Genomic DNA, 25,415 nt, shown 5'->3' with positions numbered 1-25,415 from the left:
ACCGGTACGGAGGGGCGGCATCATGCCTTTGGACTGATGTGGGTGAGGTCCAACCCGCCGTGACGCCTTGCTAACACGTCGAATCTTGCCGCCGGATTAAGATCGGCTTGAATTCCGCAGCAATATCATATGGTTAATATTACTTTCCGCTAACCATAACGCGCCGGGCCGACGCTCGCCGCCGCTACGAGAACGAGCGCACCAGTCCGGAGGCGAGCAGATTCCAGCCGTCGATCAGCACGAAGAACAGCATCTTGAACGGCAGCGCCAGGATCGTCGGCGGCATCATCATCATGCCCATCGACATCGTCAGCGTCGCCACGATCATGTCGATGACGAGGAACGGCAGGATGATGAGAAATCCGATCTCGAACGAGCGCCTCAGCTCGGAGATCATGAAGGCCGGAATGATGACGCGCAAATCGACGCGCTTGTCGTCGAACTTCTTGCGAAAGCTCTCCGCGGCGAGCGACTCGAAGGTCTGGAGATCCTTGTCGCGGACATGGGCCAGCATGAACTCGCGGAACGGATCCGTGATCTTCAGATAGGCCTGCTCTTCCGAGATCTCGTTCTTCATCAGCGGCTGGACGCCGGTCTCCCAGGCGCGATCGAAGGTCGGCGCCATCACGTAGAAGGTCATGAACAGCGCGAGGCTGATCAGCACCAGATTGGCCGGCGTGGTCTGCAGGCCGAGGCCGGCACGCAGGAACGACAGCGCCACCGCAAATCGCGTGAAGCTCGTCACCATGATGAGCAGTCCCGGCGCCACCGACAGCACCGTGATCAGCGCCATCAGCTGGATGATCCGGCCGCTGGTCGAGCCGTTTCCGGGCGGCAGCAGCGAGTTGAGGTCCGGAATCTGGGCGAGCGCCACTTCGGGCAGCACGACCAGGACCAACGCGAGCAGCAGGATTTTCACTCTCACTGAATCACCAGAGTCTCAATGATCAATTCGCGCACCTTGCCCGACGAGCGGATATTGGCGCGCTCGGTCAGGTCGTCGCGCAGATGCTGAAGCCCGCGCGATCCCTCGAATTGCGTCACCGTCGCCGAACGCAGATAGGTGACGATGTCCTCGCTGATGTGGGCGGCCAGGATGCCGGCATCCTCGTCGCTCATGCTCTCGGTCACCATGGAGGCTTCGATGCGGGCCCAGTTGTTGGCCGGCGCGGCCAGGTTGGTCACGATCGGAGACAGCTTCCTGAGCCGCGCGCTGCCGGCGTAGCTCGAGGCAAGCGGCGGCGGCGTGGCGGTTTTCTTCGCGTCGGCGACGCGCTCGGCGGCCGCGAACAGGTGCATCCCGGCCAGCGCGCCCGCACCGATCGCGACAAGGGTCAGCGCCACGATGGCCGCAATCAGGCGCATCACGTCCCCTGCCCTCGCGGCGCGGCCAGACCGGCGCGGACTTCAGAATGGTGCCACGGCGTCATAGATCCGATGTCCCCATCCAGGCTGCTGCACGTCGGACAGATTTCCGCGACCGCCATAGGACACGCGGGCCTCGGCGATCTTCTCGTAGGAGATCGTGTTGGTGCGCGAGATATCGCGCGGACGCACGATGCCGCCGACGTTGAGCACGCGCATCTCTGTGTTGACGCGAAACTCCTGCGAGCCGCTGATCATCATATTGCCGTTCGGCAACACGTCGGTGACGATGGCCGCGATCGAGAGCTTGATGTCCTCGGTGCGGTCGATCTGGCCGTTGCCCTTGATCTGGGTGTTGGTGCTGAGATTGGCGTTGGCCGATCCCTTGTCGCTCCACCCTGCGACATCCATCAGCCAGTCTAGCCCGAACTTGACCTGCGAATCGCGCGAGCGGCCGGTCTTGTTGTCGAGCTTGGCCTTGTCCTGCATCGAGATGATCACGGTCACGACGTCGCCGGTGCGCCGGGCGCGGGGATCGCGGTAGAGATCGGTGCCGTCGTCCCAGGTCGAGCGATAGCTGACAGGCGTGCGCATGCGCGGCGTCACCGGGATCGGATCGGCCTGGGTCCGGAGGCCGCTGCCGACCGGCGACATTTGCGGGCCGGTCAGGACCTCGGACGGATCATGGAAGCATCCGGCCAAGGGCACGGACGCCAGCACGAGCGAGAGGATGAGGATCGGCTTCTTCATCTATTTGGTCTTTCCGTCATCCACGCGACGCATTCCGCCGAGCAGGTCGGCGAGGTGCGCCGCGCGTGCCGTATCCATCTCGTTGAAGATCGCGCTCGAATTCCTCGGGCTGAGCTTGGCGAGCACGGCGGCGGCAGTCTCGTCCGCCATGCCGGCAATCTGGGTCGCCGCAGCTTCAGGCTTCATGCGTGAATAGATCTCGACGACGCTGGCTTCGGCCTTCTTCAGGAAGTCATCGCGCAACGCCATCCACTTCTCGTATTCGACGCGCTTGGCCTCGACCTCGGCAATGCGCTCGCGCAGCAGGCTCTCGGCCTTTTCCAGCTCCTTGAGCTGCCAGGCCAGCCTTGCATCGACGGCGGGATCGGCGACGTTGCTGCAGAACAGGGCGACTTCATTGTCCGCCGATACCGCGGCCTGTGGCGGCGCAGGTTTCGGCGGCGCCGTGGCGCTGCCGGGCTTGGCCGGACGCGCCGGTGGTGGTGCAGGTGCAGCCGCTGGCGTCTGGGAAGCAGGCACCGCGCCGGTGGTCGCAGGTCCCTGGTCTTCGGCCGCCCACGCCGTCGCCCGGATCGACGCATTGTCGCCAGGCATCACCGTGATCGGCTGCGGCTTCTGCGGGCCGGAGGCGCGGGCGCGCGCGAAGGAGAGCAGGTTGAGCGGCTTCGATTGCTTGGCCTCATCCAGGGCCAGCACGGGCGATGCGCCCGCGAGCACGGATGCCGCAACCAGCAGGAAGAGTTTGGCTTTGTGATCCAGCTTCAGCATCGGGCGGCGTGCGATTCTCGGTCGAGACACGAGCATTGAGCGACCAAGCTTGCACGACGCTTGCGCATCATTGCACGATGACGTCGGCCTGGAGCGCACCAGCCGTCTTGATCGCCTGCAGGATCGCGATGATGCCCGACGGCTTCAGGCCGATCTGGTTCAGCCCGCGCACCAGGCGCTGGAGATCGACCCCGCTGAGGATCGCCACCTGAGATCCGGCCTCGTTGGCCTCGACCACGGTCTGTGGGACCACCACGGTCTGCCCTCGCGAGAACGGCGCCGGCTGCGACACCACGGGCATCTCCGTGACACGAACCGTCAGATTGCCGTGCGTCACGGCGACGGTCGATATCCGCACGTCGCGCCCGATCACGACCGTGCCGGTGCGCTCGTTGATCACCACCCGGGCCGGCGTATCCGGCTCGACCGTTAGTTCCCCGATCTCGGCAAGGAAGCGGACAGGGCCGATGTGGCGCGGCTTCGACAGCACGATGGTGCGGTAGTCGCGCTCGAAGGCGATCTGCGCGCGGTAGCGTCCACCGGCGTAGCGGTTGATGGCGTCCAGGATGCGTGTTGCGGTGACGAAGTCGGGGTTCTTCAACTGCAGCACCAGGAACTCCATCTCATGGAGACTTCCCTGCACCTCGCGCTCGACCAGCGCACCGTTCGGGATGCGCCCGGCCGTCGGCGTGCCCTGACTGACGTTCTGCGCCTGGCCTCCGACGCTGTAACCGGCGACCGTGATCGCGCCCTGCGCCACCGCGTAGACGGCGCCGTCCGCCGCGCGCAGCGAGGTCATGACCAGCGTACCGCCGAGCAGCGAGGTCGCATCGCCGAGCGACGACACCGTCACGTCCATGCGCTCGCCGGGCCCGATCGAGGGCGTCAGGTCCGCAGTCACCATCACGGCCGCGACGTTGCGCGTGCGCAGCGTCGTCGGACGCGGGGGATTGTTGGTGCTCGTGGTCTCGTTCCTGACGTTGATGCCCATGTTCTCGAGCATCGATTGCAGGGACTGCTCCGTGAACGGAGCGTTGCGAAGCGTGTCGCCGGTGCCGTTCAGGCCGATGACGAGGCCGTAGCCGACGATCTGGTTTTCGCGCAGGCCCTTGATGTCCGCGATGTCCTTGATGCGGACGGCGGCATGGGCGCTGGCGGCCGAAAGCAGCAGGACGAGCGCAAGCAGGATTCTGGTCATGACCCGTCCACGACCTTCACGGTGCCGTCCGGCTGGACCACGCCCCTGATGATCACGCCGGTATCCGTATTGCGCACCGGGATGAGCGCGCCGGACGCACCCGATTGCATCGCCGAGCCGTAAGTGACGATGGACAGGCCGCTGTCTTCCACCACGACCTTGACCATGGCGCCGCGGGCGACGGTCCAGGGGTCTTCCACCGAGTTGGTTGGGATGGGCTGGCCCGGCAACAGCGCGCGCCGCGCCATGCGGCCGACCAGGACCTGGCGCCCTTCGACGAACATGGCAACGCCGAGCAGGCTCGGCGCGAAGGCGCGCTCGGTGATCATGTCGTCGCGGATCAGCTCGCCGGCGCGGATCGCAACCGCCGGCACGGGAAGCCGCTTCTCCTCGGCCATGGCAAGGCGCACCGAAGCCAGAACCAGCAGCACGGCGGCCAACCCGCGCACGATCAGGCCCACCCTGTTCAACATCGAGACACCGGAACTAGCGCATGCCCTTCGATACTGTCTGGGCCATTTCGTCCGAGGCCTGGATGACCTTGGCATTCATTTCGTAGGCGCGCTGCGCCGAGATCAACTCGGTGATTTCCTTGACCGGGTCGACGTTCGAGGCTTCGAGCCATTTCTGGTTGATCTTGCCGTATCCGGAATCGCCCGGCAGGCCGACGACCGGCGTGCCCGACGCCGTGGTCTCCTTGTAGAGATTGCTGCCCAGCGGCTCGAGGCCTGCCTCGTTGGCGAAGTTGGCGAGGTTGAGCTGGCCGATCTGGCGCGGGTTCACCTCGGTATCCAGCTTGGCGAAGACCTGGCCGGTCTGGTTGACCGTGACCTCGACCGTGCCCTGCGGTATTGTGATCGCGGGATCCAGCAGATAGCCGTCGATCGTGACGAGCTGGCCGTTGGCATTGGTGTTGAACGAGCCCGCGCGGGTGTATTGCACCTCGTTGTTCGGACCGAGCACCTGAAACCAGCCGCGTCCGTTGATCGCCATATCGTAGGGGTTGCCGGTCTGCGTCAGCGCGCCCTGGATGTGCAGCTTGCGGATCGCCGCCGACTTGACGCCGAGACCGAGATTGGCGCCTTCCGGGATCGGCGAGGAGCCGTTGACGTTCGCGACGCCCTGCATACGGTCCATCTGGTAGAACAGATCGGTGAACTCGGCGCGCGCACGCTTGTACGACGTCGAATTGATGTTCGCGATATTGTTCGCGATCACTTCGATGTTGGTCTGCTGGGCGTTCATGCCCGTGGCCGCAATGGCGAGCGATTTCACAGCTTCATTCCTTCAGATCAAATCGACATCCGGACGACTTCCTGGTAGGCCTGCACGACCTTGTCGCGAACCGCGACCGCCGTCTGCAAGGCCTGCTCGGCCGACATCAGCGCCTCCACGACCTTGCGCGTCGATTCCTTGCCCTGCATCGCCGAGATCGACGCCGCTTCGCCTGCCTTCAGCGTCCCGATCGCGTCGGTCGTCACCTGCTTCATCACCGATTCGAAGCCGACATCGTCGGTGGACTGAATGGCGGTCGGCGCCGCCGGCGAGATGGCCTGCGCCTCGGTCGCACGGCTCGCCGCCTGCCCGGCGGAAATCGCAGTGGATGAAATTGCCTCAAGCATTGTCAGCTCCTCAAGAGGTCCATGGTCATGCCGAGCATCGACCTCACCTGTTTCACGACCTGGAGATTGGCTTCATAGGACCGGTTGACTTCCCGCATGTCGGCCATCTCGATCATCATGTTGACGTTCGGCAGCTTGACGTAGCCTGCCTTGTCGGCAGCGGGATGTCCCGGGTCGTACTCCACGCGGTACGGCGTGGTGTCGACCCCGATCTCCTTGACCTTCGCCAGCTGCGAGCCCGAGGCACGATCCATCGCAGCATCGAAGGTGATCGTCTTGCGCTGATAGGGATCGGCGCCGGCGGTGCGCCCCGTCGAGGTCGCGTTCGCCAAATTCTCCGAGACGATGCGCATACGCGTCGACTGCGCTTCGAGCCCGGAGCTCGCGACCGTCAATGACGCTTGCAGTGAGTCCAGCATCTCAATTCACCTCAGCTCTTCGCGCTCGACAGCAGCATGCGGTGAAAAGACCGCACGATCGCCGAGTTCATCGAGTAATCGCGACTGACGTCGCTGCCCTTGATCATTTCCTGCTCGAGGCTGACCGAATTGCCGGAGTGAACCACTTCCCAGCTGTCCTTCTTCGCGGTCGCCCGCGTGTCGGTCTCGGCCGCGGCCAGCTGCATGTGCGACGGCGACGTCATCGCAAGCCTCACCGGCAAGCCGTCGAGCACCTTGTTGAAGGGCTCGACGTCGCGCGCCTTGAAGCCGGGCGTGTTGGCGTTGGCGACGTTGGTGGCGATGGTCGACTGGCGGAGCTCGAGGTACCGCGCCTGCGACGATGCGAGTTCGAAGAGATAAAGCGGTCCCACGACAGCCCCGTTCTGGTCCATTCGGGAGAAGCCTAGGGCGTTAAGCTTTCGTCAAGCTGTTGGGCCGGACGTCGTCCTCTGAATTCTACTGGACCTTCTCGGTCCGCGACGCCTGCTTCGACTGGAGGAAGTAGATGATCTCGGCGACGGGGCGGAAGAATTCCGCCGGGATCACCTGATCGACCTGCACCGCCTCGTAGAGTGCGCGCGCCAGCGCCTTGTTCTCGATCACTGGAATCCGGTTCTGCTCGGCGACCTCGCGGATCTTCAGCGCGATCACGTCCATGCCCTTGGCCACCACGAGCGGCGCGGGATTTTCCTCGCGCTTGTAGCGCAATGCGATCGCGAAGTGCGTCGGGTTCGCGATCACCAGCGTCGCGCGCGATGCGGACACGATCATCCGCTGCCGCGAGCGGTCGCGCGCCAGCGAGCGCAGGCGCGCCTTGATCAGCGGATCGCCTTCCGCCTGCTTGTGCTCGTCCTTGATCTCCTGCTTGGTCATGCGCAAGTGGCGCCGCCAGTGGAAGCGTGCCCAGGCGAGATCGATCGCCACCAGGACGATGGTCGCGATGCAGATCGCCGAGACGATCCGCATCGCGATGTTGAGAATCATCTCCGGTAGCGCAACCGGATCGGTGTACATCGCCTCGAACGCCTTCGCCTCCGACGCGCGCAGCACGAAGGCGACCACGGAGGTCACCGCGGCCAGCTTGAACAGCGACTTGGCGAATTCGACCAGTCCCTGCGTTCCGAACAGACGGCTCCAGCCGCTGATCGGAGAAATTCGCGACAGGTCGGGCTTGATGCGCTCCAGCACCAGGCGCGGCGCGTTTTGCAGCAGCGAGGCAGCGAGCCCGAACGCGCCGAGGGCGACGACCAGCGGCACCAGGAAGCGCAATGCCTGGAGGCCGACCACGGTCAGCAGGTTCTGCGCGTCCGCGCCGGTCGAGAGCGGGAAGCCTTCGGGATCGTCCAGCAGGTTCTTCAACGTCGGCGTCAATTGCTGCACGCCCTGGCCGATCAGGAACGCCTGAATGACCATCAGCGCGGCCATCGAGGCGAAAATAGAGGCCTCCCGAGAGACCGGGATCTTGCCCTGTTCGAGCGCATCACGGACTTTCTTCTCGGTCGGCTCTTCTGTCTTGCTCTCCTGATCGGATGATTCTGCCATGCCCGTTCAGCGGTCAGCGGAAGACCAGCTCATCCTCCTGGTCGGGATTGAGCTCGATTTCACCCTTCTCTGCGAGCTCGAGCGCGAGGTCGGTGATGACGCGGCGCGCCTCCAGCACGTCACGCTGGTTCGACGGCTCGCCGATGGCGAGCTCGTGCTCGACGACGCGGCGGACGCGCGAGGCGACCGCGGACAGGATCAGTTCGCGGAAATGCTTGTCGGTGCCCTTCAGCGCGACGACGATACGGTCGGTCGGCACCTGGTCGAAGATCATGGTGCGCGCCTTCGGCGCCAGGTTGATGACGTCGTCGAAAGTGAACAGCAGCTCCTTCAGCACTTCGGCCGACTTCGGCCGCTTCTCCGACAGGCTCTTGAGCATGTCCTCGATATGTCCGCGCTCCATCTTGTTGATGATGTCGGCGACGCGGGCGTAAGTGTCGGCGCCGAGGTTGCGGGCGAAGTTCAGCGTCAGATCCTCATGCAGCGTCTTCTCGAGCACCCTCATGGCGTCGTCGGCGATCGGCTTGAGGCTGAGTACGCGCCGCATCAATTCGTTGCGCAGGCTCGAGGGCAGCTGGCTCATGACCTTGGCGGCGCAGGCCGGCTTGACCTTGGACAGGATCAGCGCCGCGGTCTGCGGATGCTCCTTGGACAGGTAGCTCGCGAGCGAGTTTTCGGACACCGACGAGACACGGTCCCACACCGACCGGCTCGAATTGCCGAGCAGGTCCGACATGATCGCCGACACCTGGTCGGCTGGAAGCACGTCGCCCAGCACGGCCTCGAGGCCACCGAGGGTGCCGAGAATGTTCGCGCCCATCGAGAATTGCTGGGCGAACTCCTCGACGATGGATTCGAGTTCTTGCGCCGTGATCGGCCGCAGCTCGGCCGCGGCCTTGGTAACGATGCGAATATCCTGCGGCTCGAATTGCGCAAGAACGCTCGCGGCCGCCTGCCGGCCCATGGCCAGCAGCAGCGCCGCGACCTTTTCCGTACCGCCCAGCGTGGCAACGCCTCGCTGCTTGACGGGAGCGATGCCGACCTGTGCCGCCATGGTCAGCTGTCACCCTGCCCCAGCGGTCCGACGATCTCCGTGAGCGAGACGCCGAAGCGGGAATTGTCCTCTTCGACGACGACCACCTCGCCGCGGGCGACGATGCGGCCGTTGACGACGACGTCGACGGGCTCGCCGACCCGATGGTCGAGCGGAACCACCGCGCCGCGCCCGAGCTTCATCAGGTTCGCAACCGGGATGGTCGCCGATCCCAGCACCACCTGCATGGTGACAGGAATGCGCAGGATCGCATCGACATTGGCGAACTTGCCGCTCTCCTCGGCCGTGCGCGCGGCGATCTCCGCCAGCCGCTCCAGCGGAGTCGTGTCGGTATGCCCCTCGTCGGCGGCAGGTGCTCGCGTGGCAGAGTCATAGTCGAAGGATTGCGCCATCTGGTATCGCCTCTTGGTATTTCCGCTTCCGGAACGCCTTGGCGTTCCGCTCGTATTGGTTCTGCCGGCTCTCGCTTCAGTGCTTGTTCACCTCAGCGCCGCCTGCGGTCGCGGCCGGCGTGAGCCCGCTCCTCGCATCGAGCGCGGCGATCGCCTCGTGGGCCTGATCGATCTTGGTGGTCAGCACGTTGGCGAGGCGTCCGAGATTGGCGGTGGAATCATGCGCTGCGGTGATGACGGTGTCGAAGGCGCCCGCGGTCTCGTGGACGATGGTGGAGAATTCGCCCTGGTAGCTGCGCAGCCGCGCCAGCTCGCGGTGCATCCGCGTCACCCGCATGCTGGTGAAGGCGAGCGCGATCAGCAGCACGGCATCAACGAGATAGGATATCATCGACGAACTCCCGTTTGTGATCGACGGGATCGGCCACCTGCATGGCGTAATAGCCATCGAGCTGGCCGATCTGACACCAGAACAACACCTGGTTGTTGCTCTCGAGACGGGCCAGCGTGCGCGGCGTCGCCTCGAGCTCGAGCACCTGCCCCACCTTGAACTTCACGACGTCCTCGAGCGAAATCATCTTCTCGTCGAGCACCGCGCTCAGGGTCACCTCGGTCCGGTGGACCTCGCTCTCCATCTGCTCGCGCCAGCGCGGATCGGTCGCGCGACCGTCGCTGGCGGTGACCGTTGCAAGCTTCTGCCTGAGCGGGTTGAGCGCGGAGTGCGGAATGATCAGGAACATTTGGCCGCCGCGGTAGAGTGCCTGCACCATCATGTTCGCGCAGATCGACATGTTGCTGGCGCGCCCGATCGCCAGCGAGGCCATCGCCGTCTCGACCCGCTCGACGCGGAAGGTGACGTTCGACGTGCCGGCGAAGGCGTTTTGCAGCGCCTTGGCGAACCGCTCGAACAGTGCCTGGACCAGGCGGATCTCGATGTTCGAGAAAGTGCGTTCGACATCGAGCGGCGGTTCCGCGCCGTCGGATCCGAACATCGCCTCGACCATCGTAAACACGAAGTCGCGGTCCAGCATGATGATGACGCGCGAGTCCCACTGCTCGGCATAGAGCACCGCCGCGACCGCGTTGCCCTCGTAGTCCTTGATGATGTCGCCGAGGGGATCGTTGGTGATGCCGTTGACCGAGAAATAGCACGGCGTTCCCGCCATCGGCTGCAGGCTGTCGGTGCACGATGCCGCCATGCGATCGAAGATCACATTGAGCATCGGCATGCGTTCGATCGATATGCCGGCCGCGTCCAGCAGATAGTTCGGCAGCTGCTTGCGCTGATCGACCTCGACGTCTTCCATCATCATGCGCGGGCAGCCTTGGGTTCGGGCTCGGTGACGACGGCCTTGGGACCTGCGATCGTCTCGTTCTCGACGACGTCGATCGACGGCCGCTCGGTGCTCGCGATCATCTTGCGGCCGTGCTCGACGGCGATCTGCGGCATGGCGCCGTTCATGAACGCCAGCAGCGTCTGCTTGACGATGATGTAGGGCCGGCACTTCTTCTCGCGCGTCATCTTGATCTTGATCGCGAAGGGCGAAAGAACGCCGTAGGACAGGAAGATGCCGGCGAAGGTGCCGACCAGGGCCGCGCCGATGAAGCCGCCCAGCAGCTTCGGGGACTGGTCGAGCGCGCCCATCGCCTTGATGACGCCGAGCACGGCGGCGACGATGCCCAGCGCCGGCAGCGCCTCGGACACCGTCACCAGCGCATGATAGGGCGCCAGCTTGCTCTTCACGATGGTGTGGATCTCCTCGTCCATCAGCGCCTCGATCTCGTGCGTGCGCGCGTTGCCCATGATGATGAGGCGGACATAGTCGCAGATGAACTGGAGCAGCGAGGGATCCCCGAGCACGCTCGGAAACGCCTTGAAGATCTCGGAGGACGCGGGATCGTCGATATGGGCCTCGACCTCGTTGCGGCCCTTGCCCCTGAGCTCGCGCATCAGGGCGTGGAGCGCGCCGAGCAGATCAAGGTAGTAGCGTTGGCCGGGCACCGCGCCGGTGATGGCCTGCGTGCAGGCAACGCCGGTATCCACCACCGTCTTCCACGGATTGGCGACGATGAAGGTGCCGACCGCGGTCCCCATGATGATCACGAACTCCCACGGCTGCATGAGCACGGCCAGATGCCCGCCCATGGCGGCAAATCCGCCGAGCAGCGCCGCTACCGTGATGAAAATCCCCACGAAACTGCCCAACGCGCCGCTCCATCGCCAATCCCACCGGGAATATCTAGTCGGCGAGCCTTGCGCGAAGCTGGCTTCCCGCCTCGCCAGCCCCGCGCAAGCAATCGGCGGCAGCTTGGGGCGGCGTCGCAACAGCGGCCAGAGGGGCGCGTGTCATGCTATCCACCATCGCGGACTACACCAGACTGACCAAGGACATGGGCAAGTCGCTGACGCAGGTCGCGACACAGCCGGATGTCAGCCGCGAGACCGACTATTTCCTGAGCCATATCGGCAACGTGAAGACGATCGACGACTTCCTGAAAGACTATCGCCTCTATTCCTACGCGATGAAGGCCTTTGGCCTCAGCGATATGACCTACGCCAAGGCGTTCATGCGCAAGGTGCTGACCGAGGGTGTCGGGAACAAGAACACCTTCGCCAACAAGCTGACCGACACCCGCTACCGGGAATTCGCCACCGCCTTCAATTTCGCCGCCCTCGGCAGCAACGCCACGAAGACCACCCAGGCCACGACCGGGACGGCGACGCATTACGTCACGCAGACGATGGAGCAGAAGGCCGGCGACCAGAACGAGGGCCTGCGGCTGGCGCTCTATTTCACCCGCAAGGCCTCCACGATCACGACCGCCTACCAGGTGCTCGCGGACAAGGCGCTGACGCAGGTGGTTCAGACCGCGCTGGGCCTGCCCTCGACGATCAGCGCGGCCGACATCGACGCCCAGGCCAAGATGATCACGAACAGGGTCAAGCTTACCGATTTCCAGGACCCGGCCAAGGTCACCAAATTCGTGCAGCGCTTTGCGGCGATGTGGGATGCGACCCAGGCCCAGAGCGACAATTCGACCAATCCCGCGCTGGTCCTGATCGGCGGTGCCAGCTCGGCCAGTATGGATATCGACATGCTCTCGAAACTTCAGTCCCTCCGGTTCGGAAAGTAGACCATGCAATCGGCCCTCTATGTGGGATTGTCGGCCCAGGTCGCTCTCGAAAAGCGCCTCCAGACGATCGCCAACAACGTCGCCAACGTCAACACGGCGGCATTCCGCACCGACGTGGTGAAGTTCGAGACCGTGCTGTCCAAGGCCGGCGCAAACCCGGTCGCCTTCTCCTCGCCCGGCGACAACATCATCTCGCGCGAGCAAGGCAACATCACCGAGAGCGGCAATCCGCTCGACGTCGCCGTGGTCGGCCAGGGCTGGATCGCCTTCGCAGGTCCCAACGGCACGGTCTATACCCGCGACGGCCGGCTCCAGATCGCCGCCAACGGCGATCTTCAGACCGTGAGCGGCTTCCCCGTCGTCGATTCCGGCGGCGCGCAGATCACGCTGGACCCGAACGGCGGACCGATCTCGATCTCGCGCAGCGGCGCGATCACCCAGGACAACAACGAGATCGGCACCATCGGCCTGTTCAACATTCCGGCTGACGCCAATCTCGAGCGCTACGGCAATTCCGGCGTGACGCCGGACCGGCCTGCGAGCGCCATCGCCGATTTCTCCCGCGACGGCTTCAAGCAAGGCTATGTCGAGGGCTCCGGCGCCAATCCGATGATGGAATTGACCAAGCTGATCGCGGCCTCGCGTGCCTTCGACGGCACCAATTCGATGATCGAGGGCACCGAAAGCTCGCTGCAGAACGCAATCCGGACGCTGGGCGAACCCGGCAAGTAGACCGCGCCCCGCGCGCATTGAGATTGAGGTTGGACGGTTTCCTTGAACGCTCTTCGGCAACTCGAGTGGGCGCTGCTGGAGCTTCAGCAGAGCACTCCCCTGGCAAGCGTCAGCGGCGCGATCTCCGAGATCGCGCCGACGCATTTCCGTGTCTCCGGCCTGTCGCGCTTCGTCAGGCTCGGCGAGCTCATCGGCGTCAATTCGGGCGGCAAGCCGCAGATCGGCGAGGTGGTGCGAATCGACAGCGAGGGCATCATCGCCAAGCCGTTCGACCGGCAGTTCGCCGGCGGCCTCGGCTCGGTCGCCTACCGGATGCCGCCCTTGTCCTTTGCACCCGATCCGAGCTGGAAGGGTCGCGTCATCAACGCCCTCGGCGCGCCGCTGGATGGATTGGGGCCCCTCACGCCGGGCCCACAGGCGGTCTCGGCGGAGGCTGAGGCGCCCTCGGCCATGAAGCGCGCACGCGTGCACAGGCCGCTGCGCACCGGCGTACGCGTCATCGATTTGTTCGCGCCGATCTGCGCCGGCCAGCGCGTCGGCATCTTTGCCGGCTCCGGCGTCGGCAAATCGACGCTGCTTGCCATGCTCGCCCGCAGCCAGGGTTTCGACACCGTCGTGCTGGCCCTGGTCGGCGAGCGCGGCCGCGAGGTGCGCGAGTTCATCGAGGATGTGCTGGGCAATGATCGCCAGCGCGCCGTCACCATCGTGTCGACCGGAGACGAAAGCCCGATGATGCGGCGGCTGGCGCCGAAGACGGCCATGGCGGTCGCGGAATATTTCCGCGACCGGGGCGAATCGGTGCTGCTCATGGTCGATTCGATCACGCGTTTCGCCCACGCCGCCCGCGAGGTCGCGCTCGCCGCCGGCGAGCCTGCGGTGGCGCGCGGCTACGCGCCGACGGTCTTCACCGATCTGCCACGCCTTCTGGAGCGCGCCGGGCCCGGCGAGGAAGGTGCCGGCACCATCACCGGAATCTTCTCGGTGCTGGTCGACGGCGACGATCACAACGAGCCGATCGCCGACACCATCCGCAGCACGCTCGATGGGCACATCGTGCTCTCCAGGCACATCGCCGACCAGGCGCGCTATCCGGCTGTCGACGTGCTGGCTTCGGTCTCGCGCCTCGCCCACAACGTCTGGGATCCCGAAGAGCGCGAATTGGTCAGCAAGCTGCGCGCCTTGATCGCCAAATACGAGGACACGCGCGACCTTCGCCTGATGGGCGGCTATCAGTCGGGACGTGATTCGGGCCTCGACCAGGCGGTCGACATGGTTCCGAGAATCTACGGCGCGATGCGACAGGACGCTTCGGCTCCGCCGAGTGCCGATCCGTTCCGCGAGCTGCGAGACATGCTCAAGGGCGAATAGCAGCGCGAGAGGCCGCGACCGCCCGCAACATGCGCCGCTATCCTGCTCCTGCCCGTTGTTTTCGACAGGAGATTGCGCATGCCGCCACGCCGCCCGCGCATGCGCCGCACGGCCGTCGCCGGTTTTCCGCCCTGAGCGCGGCCACCACTCGGGTGAGAGCAGCGGACGACCGCGCCGGAAGCGACCGCACCGGCGATTCTGCGAGCAAACGATCAACAACCGGCGCGTGTAATTCCTCCGAGTTCCCTTGACGATTCTCCGGCTCCACCCACAAGTTGTGGATGACCTGCCGAACTCATCGTCGTCATGCACAAGCTTCGATCAATTTGCGTCGATCACGGACAGCAGGACGCCGTGCAATCATGGCGTCGCAGAGTTGAGTGCATGTTGTTTGCCGAACAGCCTATTGCGTTCACTATCATGTGTCCCGATGAGCGAGATTGTCTTGAACGTTACATTCGCCTGCAACGACATCTGGGCTCCGCGAGCGTCTCTACTTGATTTTGTTGAGAAGCTCATTCATCGTTTCGACGGAATATAAGAAACGTCTGCGTGTGACTTGAACTCAGGGGCTTCGGTTGAACTATTCCGATCCATCGTCTGCTGGCGACGGCAACTCGGGCTCCCGTGCGACGACGCTGTTGGCATGCCAACGACGCAGTTCGTCACTCCGAAGCACGCGACGCGCATCGGTCCAGGTCGGCCGCGCTATAATTCGTTCCTACGAACGAGAGCTCGGCACGACGCATTCGCCGGACAGCTGCAGCCGTTCGATGTCTTTCGAAGGTTTCGCGGGCCAGGATGCAAAGCGGCTTCGGGGCGCCGCAGACGAAGTTCCGGGGACGAGGTAGATTCATGCCATTGGCACGGGAAGCCGTCGAGCTGCTGGTTCAGGCGGCGAGGGCTTGGTATTTCGAAGGCAATCAGCATGGATTGCGCGATCGCGAATGGATGGCGCTGCGCTTTCTCGGCCGCGCCAACAGATTTTCGCGCACGCCGTCCGCGCTGGCCGGCTTCATCGGCGCCACCAGAGCAACTGCATCGCAGATCGTGAAAACGCTGGAGAGCAAATCCTTTCTGGTGCGCAAGCCGTCGCAAGAGGACAAGCGTTCTGTCGTCCTGCACGTCACCGCCCAGGGCGAGAAATGCCTGAACCAGCACGACCCGATCAATCACGTGGTCAATGCGGTCACCTCGCTTGGAAACGACGAATGCGTCAGGCTGCGCGACTCGCTCCGCGAAGTTCTCAATCACCTCGACGCGGCCCATCAGCGGCTCGATGCCAGCGTCTGCCGCGACTGCATGTTTCTCGCCGAACGCGGCCCGGCTACCTCCAAAGGACGCGCGAGCGCCGAATTCATGTGCCGGCTGTATCGCGCTCCAGTCTCGCTCGATGAGACCGAACTGCTGTGCACCAGTTTCGAGCGCACCCGCGACCGCCCCAAGATCGAGGAGCATCTCGACCGCGCGCGGATGGCAAGCCAGGGCTGAGACGCACGCAATTTCCGCGCGAGTGGTTGCGGCACAGCCCGCGGACAACTTCGCAGCGCCGGTCTCTGAACGACGCATGCAGTTCCCTCCTGTCCCGGACAAGCCGCAACGCTGATAGCGTTGCTGCGCAGATGCTACGCATCGCCAGGGAGACACTGCGCTACATCCGGGGCACGCGAGCGGAGTTATGACGCCCGCTCTCTCCACGCCGTCATTGCGAGCGCAGCGAAGCAATCCAGACTCTTTCCACGGAAGGATTCTGGATTGCTTCGTCGCAAGAGCTCCCCGCAATGATCGAGCGTCCTGCAATCACCTCTGTCGCCGAAACCGAATTTCGGTAGATCGAAATATTTGCACCGCGATTCTCGGAGCAGCGAAACAGGCTCGGTTGCCGTAGCCCGGATGGAGCGCCAGCGTAATCCGGGATGGCCCGCGATGCCGGACGAGCGGTCCCTACACCATCGGGCAGCGCATTCACGCGACCCGTTGGCTCGATCCGGGCAACACGGGGGGCGTCAGGCATCACGCGGGCGCACAAAAAAACACCCGGCGGTTTCCCGCCGGGTGTTCATCACGTGGTTCGAAAGATCTTACCAGTTGCGCTGGGCGCGGAGCAGCAGGGTGACGCTGTCCTGATCCTTCAGCTCGTACAGGGCGGCCGGCTTGGCCGTCGTGCCGGCACCGGCGTAGCCAACCGTGCCCGAGTACTTCTGGTCGAGACGGGTCCAGTTCAGATCGCCCGAGAACGTCAGGTTCTTGACCGGGGTCCAGCGGGTGATGATACCGACCTGGCCGACGGCGAAGTCAGGGTTACAACCCGTGACACCGGCGAGACCGCCGAACACGCCGCCTGCACCGCCAGCGCCGCAGAGAGCGGTCTTGGCGACCGAGCCGTACTGCGCCTGAGCGTAGGCGCCGTACAGCGCGGTGTTCCAGTAGGGATCCCAGTTGTGGGTGTAAGCACCGCGGAAGCCCCAGGTCTTGACGGTTTCCTGCTGGCCGCCCGTGACGAACACGGTGTCCGGAGCATAGGCGAAGCCGACGCTCTGATAGGCGACGCCCGAGCTGCCGAACATCGAGTAGCTGCTGCCCGCCAGGTTCTGGAAGTTGTAGCGGGTCGCGCCGTCGGTGTAGACGCCCGAAATGTTGATCACGTCACCCGCACCGGTCGGGATGTTCTTGATCGACAGAGCGAGCTGAACCGCCCAGCCCCACTTGTCGTCGGGGTGGCCGGTGGCCTCGTTCGCGCCGTAATAGGCGACGTGGTTGTCATGCGCAGCGACCGACGCCTGGAACATGCCCCAGGCCTGGTCGACACGAACCATACCGACGAGGTTCGGCGAACGCGAGCCGCCGATGGCGTTGGTGCCGTACGTACCGCCGACCATGCTGCCGACGGTCGCGCCGGTCAGGTTCACGTTGCCGGCCTGGTAGTAGGCCGTCGCGTCCTCCGCCGAGAACGACGCCGTCACGCCCTGACCGAAGTCAGCGGTGTAGGTGAACTGGTTGACACCAGTGACCGTGCCAGAACCGCCGACGAGGCTGTCGATGTTGTTGCCGGGATAGTTGGTCCAGGGCGCGTCGAACTGCGACACGGCCTTACCCATGGTGAAGCCGGCGAACTGGATGAAGGCGTAGTACACGCCGAGCGAACCGCCCGAGGTGTTGCCGTCGGTGCCGTTGATCGACGAACCAACGAGCGCCGGGGTGGCGCCGGAGGTGTTGAGGCCGAGGTTGCCGGTATAGACCGTGCCGCCCGTCGCGGAGCCGGAGCCCTGATAGCCACCGGTGGTCCAGGTGAACACGCCGTCGAAGAAGGTACGGACGACGCCGTATTCGGTCGCGGTGCGCGTGTCGATGTTGAGATCCTGACGAGCGCGCATCTGGTAGTAGTTGCTGAGGCGGTTGTGCGCACCAGCCGGGGAGCCGTTCGAGATGCCGTAGTTGCTGTTGGTGTTGAACGCGACTTCAGCGCGCAGGTAACCACCCAGCTTGATGCAGGTGTCGGTGCCCGGGATGTAGTAGAAGCCGGCGCCGTACAGCGAGCAGATCTTCACGTATTCGACGGCCTTGGCCTTCACGGGGAGATCGGCTGCGAACGCCCCGGAGACGGCCATCAGGCCGGCAGCCGAGCCGAGAAAGAGCGTCTTCGTCAACTTCATTAGTAAACCTCCAGGTCGGTTCAGGGGGCTCGGCTCCTCGGAGGACGCCGCTTAACCCACTTAATTTCCGTTCAATTCAGGTCCGCACTGAAGGTCCGGACTGAAACGACAGTGAGGTGCCCCCCCTCCGTCGTAGCTTCACGTATAGTTTATAAAAACAACGGCCTCAATTTATTGATTTAGTGAATCGTAACTTCCGTCGGAGATGTTGCCCGATGGCAACAGAGGCGATCGGAACGGCAACTAACTCTTTAATCCAAAACGAAAAAGCCCTCAGGGGGCATCCCGAGGGCTTTCTTGGAGGTCTCACATCGCTGTCCATCGACAGGGTCAAGAGCAGCAAAGATTGAGTGGGAGGAGACGTAATTTAATTAATTGCTTTTTGCAAGTACTAAACCGCCGAGCCGTTTCCGCCGTGCGGTGTCCGCCACAATTGCCCACGCGCGATATGCGAGACGATTCCCCAATATCCCATTAAAAGAGTGAACTGAGGGAAACGGGGGGCAGCCACATGATCGAGAAGAAACTCGACAGGGCAATTACGGACTTCATCTGGAACGTCGTCGAAATTCACTCCCAGCTGGAGGACATCCATACCTGCTGGGCTGGACTGCTGGGCATCACCGAGCCGCAGTGGCTGATCCTGATGGCGATCACCGAACTGGACGACGGGCGCGGCGTCGCCGGCATCGATATCGCGAACAAGTTGCGGGTCCACCCGGCCTTCGTGACCAACCAGACCAAGAGCCTCGAAAAGGGCGGCTTCCTGTCGCGGCGGCCGGCACCGGACGATGCCCGCTTCGTTCTGATGTCGCTGACGGAGAAGGCCACGACGGAAATCGAAAAACTATCCAAGAGAAAGCTCGCCTTGAATTCGACCATCTTCAACGAGCTCGACGAGAAGACCCTGGCTGAACTGAATGCCGCGCTGGCAACGATCGCCAGGAACGCGCGGCTGGCGGCACGATTGCTGGCTATCGACGTGTCGTGACGCGCGCCTCGGCTTCGAGGCGACCGCCCGAAGCATGGCGGCAAACACCGCTCTCGAATGCGATTCTCCCAAGGGCTAGAGATAGGTCACGGGGTCAAGCTGACGGGCCGTTCCGAGCTTGCTGCCGAGCCATTCGAAGACGAAGTCGTCGACAGCGATGAAATTCTCGACCTCGCCGAGCGGGTGCCGGACATTGTTGGGCACCACGACCGAGCAATCGGCTCCGGTCTGCCGATAGCCGGCTTGCAGATCGAGGGCATCCTGCTCCCATATCATGGAGCGGCTCCCGACGACCATGAGCAGCGGGCACGGGAGTCGACGCGACGGCGGTAGCGAACCCGTCGCGGCCCTGTCGGGGACCGCTTGCCCGAAGCCGGTCATCCAGCGAAGCGATGCTCGACGCATCACCGGCGTCAAAAGGCCACCGTCGCACACGGCGGCCGCTATCCTGCGATCAGAGAGGGCAAGGCGGGACGCATGAGAGGCGCCCTCCCCTTCGCCATAGATTGCGATCCGCCGCGCATCGACATCGGGGCGAGCCTCCAGATAGTCCAACCAGCACTGAAGCCTGTGCTCCGGCTTGAAGGAGCGATGCACCGTTGAATTGCCGGCATCAACGAACAGGAGCGACATGGTCCCGCAGAGTGAGGCCGGCAACAGCCTGCTCATCATCGAGCCCAGGGTGATGTCCTCGTCGCTGAGGCAGATGACCGTCGGCGCGGAAGTCCCATGACGGAGCGCCGGCAGAAAGAAGCCGGCCAGCGCCCCTTGGTCGAAGCAATCAATCTTGACCCGCTCGATCGCCAGTCCGGCCTCCGCCTCGAAACCTCTCAGGCTGATGCAGACCTCGTCTGCGAGGCCGGCACTTTCGACATCTCCCGGACAAGACAAGCGTCTGACGACTTCGAGGGCCGTCAGCGAACAGAGCCACGCTTCCCGCGAAACCCAGGCGGAACGGTCTTTGTGCGCGGATTCGGCCAAGGTCCGGTAGTCGTCCGCGACCTTCAACCAGTCCGAAATCCACAGATGCCGGTGCGTCTCACGCCCAAGCTCCGCAACGGACAGGCTTTGGAAAAATCGGGAGGCGCGATCCCGCAAGCGCGCCAGGCTTTGCCCGGCGCCGTCGCACGAGCCGTGAGGCCAATGATCACCTTCCATGTCAGCCCCCGAGCGGCGCGGTCAACGGTTGCCCGGACTTGCGTCCAGACTAGCCGGCTTTGCATTCTGCGCAGCGCCCCGCGCACCTGCTCGATGCGATCGCCGCCGCCCCTGATCGCGTCCATCGCGCTTGCGTCTGGCGAGGCAGCCCGTCACGTCGACGTCTTTCGCCGCCATTCCAAACCAGCCCGCTTGAGCCCAAGGTCGAGGCCGGCCCAACTCAATCGTCACGTCCCAGCTCCATCGCTGAACACAGTTGCTTGCCGCGCACTCCGCCAGTCTTGCGATCAGACTTGCGATGCGGGCCCTGACTTTTCTTGTTGCGATCGGCGAACTGAAATGACTCACTTCGCCGACGTAAAATACATGCCTGCGTAGGCCGGCATTGTGAAAGCACGATATGGTGAGAGATGCGGCGGATTGCCGCTTCATCAATGCCGAAAGGCAAATGTGACAGGAAGAAAACAGCGGGACCAACCGACGTGGCGATCATCGGCACGCGACATGTGACGACGTACGACCGCACCTCACGCTGAACCGGGACGAGCGAGACATCCTCCGGCCTACCGGATTCGGTAAAGCCGTATGGCGCTGAGTGAGCCGATTGAGAGCCGCAGGTGGCGGCACAGCAAGGATCCGTCGGGCAACAAATTGGGGCTCGTAGCGGATGAGCGCGGCATAAGCCTGGTCCTTGCCGGCAGGCCGAAGTATTTGCCGGACTTCGCTCCATCCCGGCCGCCGGGCTCCTGGCGCGCCTTGTATGCATTATCCCAGTTGCCATCCCCGCGCACTTCGCTTTACATGCCGGCAACTCGCCCGCGGATGACGGCCGGGGCTCAAAGAATCACACACATTGTCAAAGGGACGGAATATGGCGCGCAACATATTGATTCTCGGGGCTTCTTACGGCTCGCTGCTGGGCACGAAGCTGCTGATGGCAGGGCACAATGTGACCCTGGTCTGCCGCGCCAAGACCGCGGAGCTGATCAACCGCGAAGGTACCGAGGTGCGCATCAAGCTGCGTGACGAAGCGGTGCATCGGGCGATCTTTTCGCGCAACCTGCCCGGCAAGCTCGACGCCGTGACCCCCGCCAATGTCGACCTCTCCCGCTACGACATGGTCGGCCTTGCGATGCAGGAGCCGCAATACACCAACCACACAGTTCGCGTTCTCATGGTCAAGATCGCCGCGGCGAAGCTGCCGTGCCTGTCGATCATGAACATGCCGCCGCTGCCCTATCTGAAGCGGATCCCGGCGCTCGCCGACATGGATCTGGAAGAGGCCTACACCAATGCCCAGGTGTGGGAGCGGTTCGAGCCGGGGCTGGTGACGCTGTGCTCGCCCGACCCGCAGGCGTTCCGTCCGCCGGAAGAAGCCGCCAACGTGCTGCATGTCGGCCTGCCCACCAACTTCAAGGCGTCGGTGTTCGCCGACGAGAAGCACAACAAGGTGCTGCGCGAGCTGGAGGCCGACATCGATGCGGTGACGCTCGACGGCCACGACGTGCCGGTGAAGCTGAAAGTGTTCGATTCCCTGTTCGTGCCGCTGGCGAAATGGTCGATGCTGCTCACCGGCAATTACCGCTGCATCACGCCGCACGATCCGCAGTCGATCCGCGACGCCGTGCACAGCGACCTCAGTCGCTCGCAAACGATCTACGACCACGTCGACGCCATCGCCCGCAAGCTCGGCGCCGATCCGCAGGACCAGGTGCCGTTCGCGAAATACGCCAAGGCCGCCGAGAGCCTGCTCAAGCCGTCATCGGCGGCGCGCGCGGTCGCGAGCGGCGCGCCCTTCATCGAGCGCGTCGACCTCCTGGTGAAGCTGATCTCGCATCAGCTCGGCGTGCCCAACGCCGAGATCGACCGCACGGTCGAGACCGTCGATCTGAAGCTGAACGAGAAGATCGTGCAGGGCGGATCCGGCGCGCAGTAAGCGCGCTGCATCCACCGACGTCGACGCTCAAGCGCTCAGGAATGATTGAAGCCAGATCAGGCCGGTCACCGTGACAAGCGTGACCGCGCCGGTGCGCGTGACCAAGTCGGGATGCCCGAGCCGGCGCGCGCCGCGGCCGAGCGTTGCGCCCAGAGTGATCCACGCGGCGCCAGCGGTGACAATCTGAAGTGCAATCGCGCCCAACCAGGGCAACAGTTCAAGCGGCCCAGCTCCAAGTGGCAGGAGCAGGAAGGCGAAGACGAGCACTTTCGGGTTCAACAGGGTTGTGAGCAGCACCTGGCCGAACGTCACCGCTGCACCGTCGCGCAGCTCGCGCGTGTTGACCCGCCAGAGCATGGCGGCAAGGCACAGGATGTAGATGGTCACTGCGACGCGGAGCAGGACGGCCGCGAGCGGGATATCCATGACGATGGGCCCGAGCGCCAGCCGCAACAGCGCGATCGCCAGCAGATAGCCGGCGAGCTCCGCCACAAGCAGATGAAGCGAGCGCGCGATCCCGATCCCTGCGCCCGATGTCGCGAGCAAGGTGTTGGTCGGCCCGGGCACGGCCAGCAGGAAATAGGTCGCCGTGAAGAAGGTCAGGAAGCTCATGCGCCTGAGCTAGCAGGCCCCTGGCCAGGCTGGTTTGATCTTCATCATCGAATCCGGTCGTCAAAGCCCGGAATCGACCCGAATCCGCCCACCCCGTGGTCGCCGATTTGCGAAAACGTTGCATCCGTGCGAGGTCTGGCCTTACGTAACGGAGGCCGCCGAGATGCTTCGGCAGAGACTCCAGATGCCGGCTGCGGGCAGCAGGTTCCAAGCCTGCCCGCGATAGCCGGATTGACGGGCGAAAGAACAAGTCATCGAAGATGGATCAGTCGACGTTGCAGGTCGCTCGCGCGGTGGAGGCCGGCGCGACAACCATGAAGAGTGTCATCGACGCGACCGGATTGTCCCGTCTCAAGGTCGAGCGCGCCTTGAACACGCTGGAGAAGCAGAAGCTGCTCGTTCGCGACGGCCAGGGCTTCAAGGCAGCCGGCCAGCCGAAGACGGCGCCGCTCGCCCGGCAATGCGGATCGTGCAACGCCTGCTGCGACATTCTCGAGGTGGCCGCCGTCGACAAGCCTGTGAACCAGCTCTGCAAGCACTGGCAGACGGGCACCGGCTGCACCATCTACGACCGCCGTCCCCAGATGTGCCGCTCCTTCGTCTGCGCCTGGCTGCAGGGGCATCTCGACGATGACTGGTTCCCGGCGAAGTCGGGGATCATCGTCCATTTCAGCCAGGATGCCGTGAACGTCACGGTCGACGACCATTGCCCCGATCGCTGGCGCGAGGAGCCGTATTTCAGCAAGCTCGCCGAATGGTCGCTGAATGGCATCAGGCGGATCGGAAACCGCGGCTATGCGACCCTGATCGTCTCCGGCGCCGACCGCTTCCTGCTGCTCGGACGCACCGTCGTTCCCGAGCCGACCCTGTTCGGCACGGCCTTCGTGCCGCTGACGGCCGACACGTTCCGGTTCTGGCGAGCAACATCGCCGGAGCATTTGCAGCGGTTGCATGAGCGCATCGCCGAGATGGAGCGGATCAGGCAGGAATTCGGCTCTTGCGTCATCCCGGCGAACGAGGACGACGATCCGCAAGCCCCCTATCGGCCCGCACTTTTACGGCTATCGAATCACGCCTGAACGCCGCCGTGGGCAACGCGGCCTGATCAGCGCCGTGCCGCTCGACGCGCCGCGGCGGGATTGATAAGCCCCTGTCCGCGAATGACGGGGACTTGAGTCGGGCATGACGGTTGCAATCGAGATGGGGCAGACCACGGCGGGCGCCCCGGCCGCCATGGACCTCGAGGAACTCTTGGCGACCCGTCTCCTGGTGCAGGGCAATTCGGGCTCCGGCAAGTCGCATCTGCTGCGGCGGCTGCTGGAACAGAGCGCGCCCTGGGTGCAGCAGGCCATCATCGACCCCGAAGGCGATTTCGTCACGCTGGCCGAACGCTTCGGCCATCTCGTGATCGAGGCCGAGGATCACACCGAGCGCGGCCTTCAGGTCGCCGGCGAGCGCGCGCGGCTGCATCGCGTCTCCACAGTGCTCAATCTCGAAGGGCTCGACGCCGAAAACCAGATGCGCCGTGCGGCCGCGTTTCTCGGCGGGATGTTCGACGTCGACCGCGACCATTGGTATCCGATGCTTGTGGTCGTCGACGAGGCGCAGCTGTTCGCGCCGGCGGTGGCCGGCGAAGTCTCGGACGAGGCGCGAAAACTCTCGCTCGGCGCCATGACCAATCTGATGTGCCGCGGCCGCAAGCGCGGGCTGGCCGGCATCATCGCGACCCAGCGGCTGGCGAAGCTCGCCAAGAACGTCGCGGCGGAAGCCTCCAATTTTCTGATGGGCCGCACCTTCCTCGACATCGACATGGCGCGCGCCGCCGATCTGCTCGGCATGGAGCGGCGGCAAGCCGAATCCTTCCGCGATCTCGAGCGTGGGCAGTTCATGGCGCTGGGACCTGCGCTGTCGCGCCGCCCGCTGCGTTTGCATATCGGCCCGACCGACACGAGCCCACGCAATTCCACGCCGCGGCTGATGCCGCTGCCGGAATCCTCGCTTGAAGATATGCGCGCCGTGATCCTGGCCGCGCCGCCGCCCGATGCCAGCCGGCCACAGCGCCGGCCCGCGCCGGATCTGCTCGAACAGCTCCGCGCCGCGAAGGCCGCCGCCACGCCGGAGATCCGGCCCGAAATGGTCGAGGTGCCCGTCAGCGCCGAGGAGCTCGCGGAGCGGCGCGAGCGCGTGGCTCGTACGCTGCGCGCCGTGCTGGCGGAGCCCGACGCGGGCTTCCGCGCCATCGGCGTGCTCTATCAGGAGTTCGTGGTCCGCTGCCGCATCGAGGGCCTCGGCGCGGCCGTGCCCGACCTGAACGAATTCCGCCGCATGCTGACCCATGCGCGCGCCGGCCTCGGCACCGATCTCACTGATGACGACGCCTGGCAGGACGTGTCGCTGCGCGCATCCATTTTGCCCGACGACATGCAGGGCGTGTTCATGATGATCGCGCGCGCCGCGAAGGAGGGCTGGCCATGTCCCGGCGACGCCGCGATCGCGCGCGCCTATGGCTCGCATTCGCTGCGCCGGGCGCAGCGCCTGCTCGGCTACATGGAGGAGCAGGGCCTGATCGTGGTCCAGCTCGACGGCGGCGGACGCCGGATCGTGACGCTGGTCGAGCTGGCCTGGGCCACTGCGCCGGGCGATCCCAATGGCGATGATCTGCCGGCGGAGCAGCTCGCGAGCGCGGCTTCGGCTTGAAG

At 64.4% G+C, this 25,415-nt stretch carries 28 protein-coding genes; 8 read left to right on the top strand and 20 right to left on the bottom strand.

Going from position 1 to position 25,415, the window contains the following annotated elements; all coding sequences use genetic code 11:
• Positions 1-184: 184 nt before the first annotated feature.
• The 16 genes from fliP to motA all read right to left on the bottom strand — a co-directional run bounded on the left by fliP (position 185) and on the right by motA (position 11,337).
• Entirely contained in the window at positions 185-925 is a 741-nt protein-coding gene (gene fliP / locus A3AS_RS0115285; protein WP_018318447.1) for a flagellar type III secretion system pore protein FliP, read from the bottom strand.
• Complete coding sequence (locus A3AS_RS0115280) at positions 922-1,365, bottom strand: flagellar basal body-associated FliL family protein (protein ID WP_018318446.1); 444 nt, start codon at positions 1,363-1,365, stop codon at positions 922-924. The genes fliP and A3AS_RS0115280 overlap by 4 nt, the downstream gene beginning before the upstream one ends.
• A 42-nt stretch (positions 1,366-1,407) precedes the next feature.
• Positions 1,408-2,115, bottom strand: coding sequence for a flagellar basal body L-ring protein FlgH (flgH, locus tag A3AS_RS0115275; protein ID WP_018318445.1), 708 nt, complete (start codon positions 2,113-2,115; stop codon positions 1,408-1,410).
• Positions 2,116-2,883: a MotE family protein gene (locus tag A3AS_RS0115270; RefSeq protein ID WP_018318444.1), complete on the bottom strand. Its 768-nt coding sequence runs from the start codon at positions 2,881-2,883 to the stop codon at positions 2,116-2,118.
• A 67-nt stretch (positions 2,884-2,950) separates the two neighbouring features.
• Positions 2,951-4,081 (bottom strand): flagellar basal body P-ring protein FlgI, encoded by a 1,131-nt coding sequence (gene flgI, locus A3AS_RS0115265; RefSeq protein WP_018318443.1) that lies wholly within the window; start codon positions 4,079-4,081, stop codon positions 2,951-2,953.
• Complete coding sequence (gene flgA / locus A3AS_RS0115260) at positions 4,078-4,554, bottom strand: flagellar basal body P-ring formation chaperone FlgA (RefSeq protein WP_018318442.1); 477 nt, start codon at positions 4,552-4,554, stop codon at positions 4,078-4,080. Before flgA ends, flgI begins: the two co-directional genes overlap by 4 nt.
• A 13-nt stretch (positions 4,555-4,567) precedes the next feature.
• Positions 4,568-5,356: a flagellar basal-body rod protein FlgG gene (gene flgG, locus A3AS_RS0115255; protein ID WP_018318441.1), complete on the bottom strand. Its 789-nt coding sequence runs from the start codon at positions 5,354-5,356 to the stop codon at positions 4,568-4,570.
• A 17-nt stretch (positions 5,357-5,373) separates the two neighbouring features.
• Entirely contained in the window at positions 5,374-5,703 is a 330-nt protein-coding gene (locus A3AS_RS0115250; protein ID WP_018318440.1) for a flagellar hook-basal body complex protein FliE, read from the bottom strand.
• A 2-nt stretch (positions 5,704-5,705) separates the two neighbouring features.
• The gene (gene flgC / locus A3AS_RS0115245; protein WP_018318439.1) at positions 5,706-6,122 is read right to left on the bottom strand and encodes a flagellar basal body rod protein FlgC; all 417 of its coding nucleotides are present in this window, start codon (positions 6,120-6,122) and stop codon (positions 5,706-5,708) included.
• Between the two features lie 11 nt (positions 6,123-6,133).
• The gene (gene flgB, locus A3AS_RS0115240) at positions 6,134-6,535 is read right to left on the bottom strand and encodes a flagellar basal body rod protein FlgB (RefSeq protein WP_018318438.1); all 402 of its coding nucleotides are present in this window, start codon (positions 6,533-6,535) and stop codon (positions 6,134-6,136) included.
• A gap of 64 nt (positions 6,536-6,599) precedes the next feature.
• Positions 6,600-7,685 (bottom strand): flagellar biosynthesis protein FlhB, encoded by a 1,086-nt coding sequence (gene flhB / locus A3AS_RS0115235; protein WP_018318437.1) that lies wholly within the window; start codon positions 7,683-7,685, stop codon positions 6,600-6,602.
• Positions 7,686-7,698: 13 nt separating this feature from the next.
• Positions 7,699-8,739, bottom strand: coding sequence for a flagellar motor switch protein FliG (locus tag A3AS_RS0115230; RefSeq protein ID WP_018318436.1), 1,041 nt, complete (start codon positions 8,737-8,739; stop codon positions 7,699-7,701).
• A 2-nt stretch (positions 8,740-8,741) separates the two neighbouring features.
• Positions 8,742-9,131 carry a flagellar motor switch protein FliN gene (gene fliN, locus A3AS_RS0115225; protein WP_018318435.1) on the bottom strand — a complete coding sequence of 130 codons (390 nt, stop codon included), beginning with the start codon at positions 9,129-9,131 and terminating at the stop codon, positions 8,742-8,744.
• Positions 9,132-9,207: 76 nt separating this feature from the next.
• Positions 9,208-9,522: a hypothetical protein gene (locus A3AS_RS0115220; protein ID WP_018318434.1), complete on the bottom strand. Its 315-nt coding sequence runs from the start codon at positions 9,520-9,522 to the stop codon at positions 9,208-9,210.
• Positions 9,503-10,444 (bottom strand): flagellar motor switch protein FliM, encoded by a 942-nt coding sequence (locus A3AS_RS0115215; RefSeq protein ID WP_018318433.1) that lies wholly within the window; start codon positions 10,442-10,444, stop codon positions 9,503-9,505. Before A3AS_RS0115215 ends, A3AS_RS0115220 begins: the two co-directional genes overlap by 20 nt.
• A complete protein-coding gene (motA, locus tag A3AS_RS0115210) occupies positions 10,441-11,337 on the bottom strand; it encodes a flagellar motor stator protein MotA (RefSeq protein ID WP_018318432.1) in 897 nt (298 codons plus the stop codon). Before motA ends, A3AS_RS0115215 begins: the two co-directional genes overlap by 4 nt.
• Positions 11,338-11,480: 143 nt before the next feature.
• Here motA and A3AS_RS0115205 point away from each other — a divergent pair, with 143 nt between their 5' ends.
• From A3AS_RS0115205 to A3AS_RS0115190, 4 genes are all read left to right on the top strand, one after another.
• Positions 11,481-12,266 carry a DUF1217 domain-containing protein gene (locus A3AS_RS0115205; protein WP_018318431.1) on the top strand — a complete coding sequence of 262 codons (786 nt, stop codon included), beginning with the start codon at positions 11,481-11,483 and terminating at the stop codon, positions 12,264-12,266.
• Positions 12,267-12,269: 3 nt separating this feature from the next.
• Entirely contained in the window at positions 12,270-12,998 is a 729-nt protein-coding gene (flgF, locus tag A3AS_RS0115200) for a flagellar basal-body rod protein FlgF (protein ID WP_018318430.1), read from the top strand.
• A gap of 42 nt (positions 12,999-13,040) precedes the next feature.
• On the top strand, positions 13,041-14,366 hold the full coding sequence (gene fliI, locus A3AS_RS0115195; RefSeq protein WP_018318429.1) for a flagellar protein export ATPase FliI: 1,326 nt from the start codon (positions 13,041-13,043) through the stop codon (positions 14,364-14,366).
• A gap of 855 nt (positions 14,367-15,221) precedes the next feature.
• Positions 15,222-15,857, top strand: coding sequence for a MarR family winged helix-turn-helix transcriptional regulator (locus A3AS_RS0115190; RefSeq protein ID WP_018318428.1), 636 nt, complete (start codon positions 15,222-15,224; stop codon positions 15,855-15,857).
• 590 nt (positions 15,858-16,447) lie between these two features.
• On the opposite strand, the gene A3AS_RS0115185 is transcribed toward A3AS_RS0115190, so the two are convergent.
• Entirely contained in the window at positions 16,448-18,019 is a 1,572-nt protein-coding gene (locus tag A3AS_RS0115185) for a porin (protein ID WP_018318427.1), read from the bottom strand.
• A gap of 511 nt (positions 18,020-18,530) precedes the next feature.
• On the opposite strand from A3AS_RS0115185, the gene A3AS_RS0115180 reads away from it, so the two are divergent.
• Positions 18,531-19,010 (top strand): MarR family winged helix-turn-helix transcriptional regulator, encoded by a 480-nt coding sequence (locus A3AS_RS0115180; RefSeq protein WP_018318426.1) that lies wholly within the window; start codon positions 18,531-18,533, stop codon positions 19,008-19,010.
• Between the two features lie 75 nt (positions 19,011-19,085).
• Here the strand turns inward: A3AS_RS0115180 and A3AS_RS0115175 are convergent, their stop codons facing one another.
• Both A3AS_RS0115175 and A3AS_RS47240 read right to left on the bottom strand, forming a co-directional pair.
• Positions 19,086-20,168 (bottom strand): hypothetical protein, encoded by a 1,083-nt coding sequence (locus A3AS_RS0115175; protein WP_018318425.1) that lies wholly within the window; start codon positions 20,166-20,168, stop codon positions 19,086-19,088.
• Between the two features lie 220 nt (positions 20,169-20,388).
• Positions 20,389-20,661 (bottom strand): hypothetical protein, encoded by a 273-nt coding sequence (locus A3AS_RS47240; protein ID WP_157644278.1) that lies wholly within the window; start codon positions 20,659-20,661, stop codon positions 20,389-20,391.
• Positions 20,662-21,039: 378 nt separating this feature from the next.
• On the opposite strand from A3AS_RS47240, the gene A3AS_RS0115170 reads away from it, so the two are divergent.
• Positions 21,040-22,104: a ketopantoate reductase family protein gene (locus A3AS_RS0115170; RefSeq protein WP_018318424.1), complete on the top strand. Its 1,065-nt coding sequence runs from the start codon at positions 21,040-21,042 to the stop codon at positions 22,102-22,104.
• 27 nt (positions 22,105-22,131) lie between these two features.
• Here A3AS_RS0115170 and A3AS_RS0115165 read toward each other — a convergent pair whose 3' ends face one another.
• Positions 22,132-22,716, bottom strand: coding sequence for a hypothetical protein (locus tag A3AS_RS0115165; RefSeq protein WP_018318423.1), 585 nt, complete (start codon positions 22,714-22,716; stop codon positions 22,132-22,134).
• Positions 22,717-22,976: 260 nt separating this feature from the next.
• Between A3AS_RS0115165 and A3AS_RS0115160 the strand changes: the two genes are divergently transcribed.
• Together A3AS_RS0115160 and A3AS_RS0115155 are read left to right on the top strand one after the other, a co-directional pair.
• On the top strand, positions 22,977-23,795 hold the full coding sequence (locus A3AS_RS0115160) for a YkgJ family cysteine cluster protein (RefSeq protein ID WP_018318422.1): 819 nt from the start codon (positions 22,977-22,979) through the stop codon (positions 23,793-23,795).
• A gap of 103 nt (positions 23,796-23,898) precedes the next feature.
• The gene (locus A3AS_RS0115155) at positions 23,899-25,413 is read left to right on the top strand and encodes an ATP-binding protein (protein WP_018318421.1); all 1,515 of its coding nucleotides are present in this window, start codon (positions 23,899-23,901) and stop codon (positions 25,411-25,413) included.
• Positions 25,414-25,415 lie beyond the last annotated feature (2 nt).

The organism is Bradyrhizobium sp. WSM2793 (assembly GCF_000379585.1).
Classification (GTDB): domain Bacteria; phylum Pseudomonadota; class Alphaproteobacteria; order Rhizobiales; family Xanthobacteraceae; genus Bradyrhizobium.
Note: the sequence above shows the minus strand (reverse complement) of the source record. Positions and strands in the feature narration are given on the sequence as shown.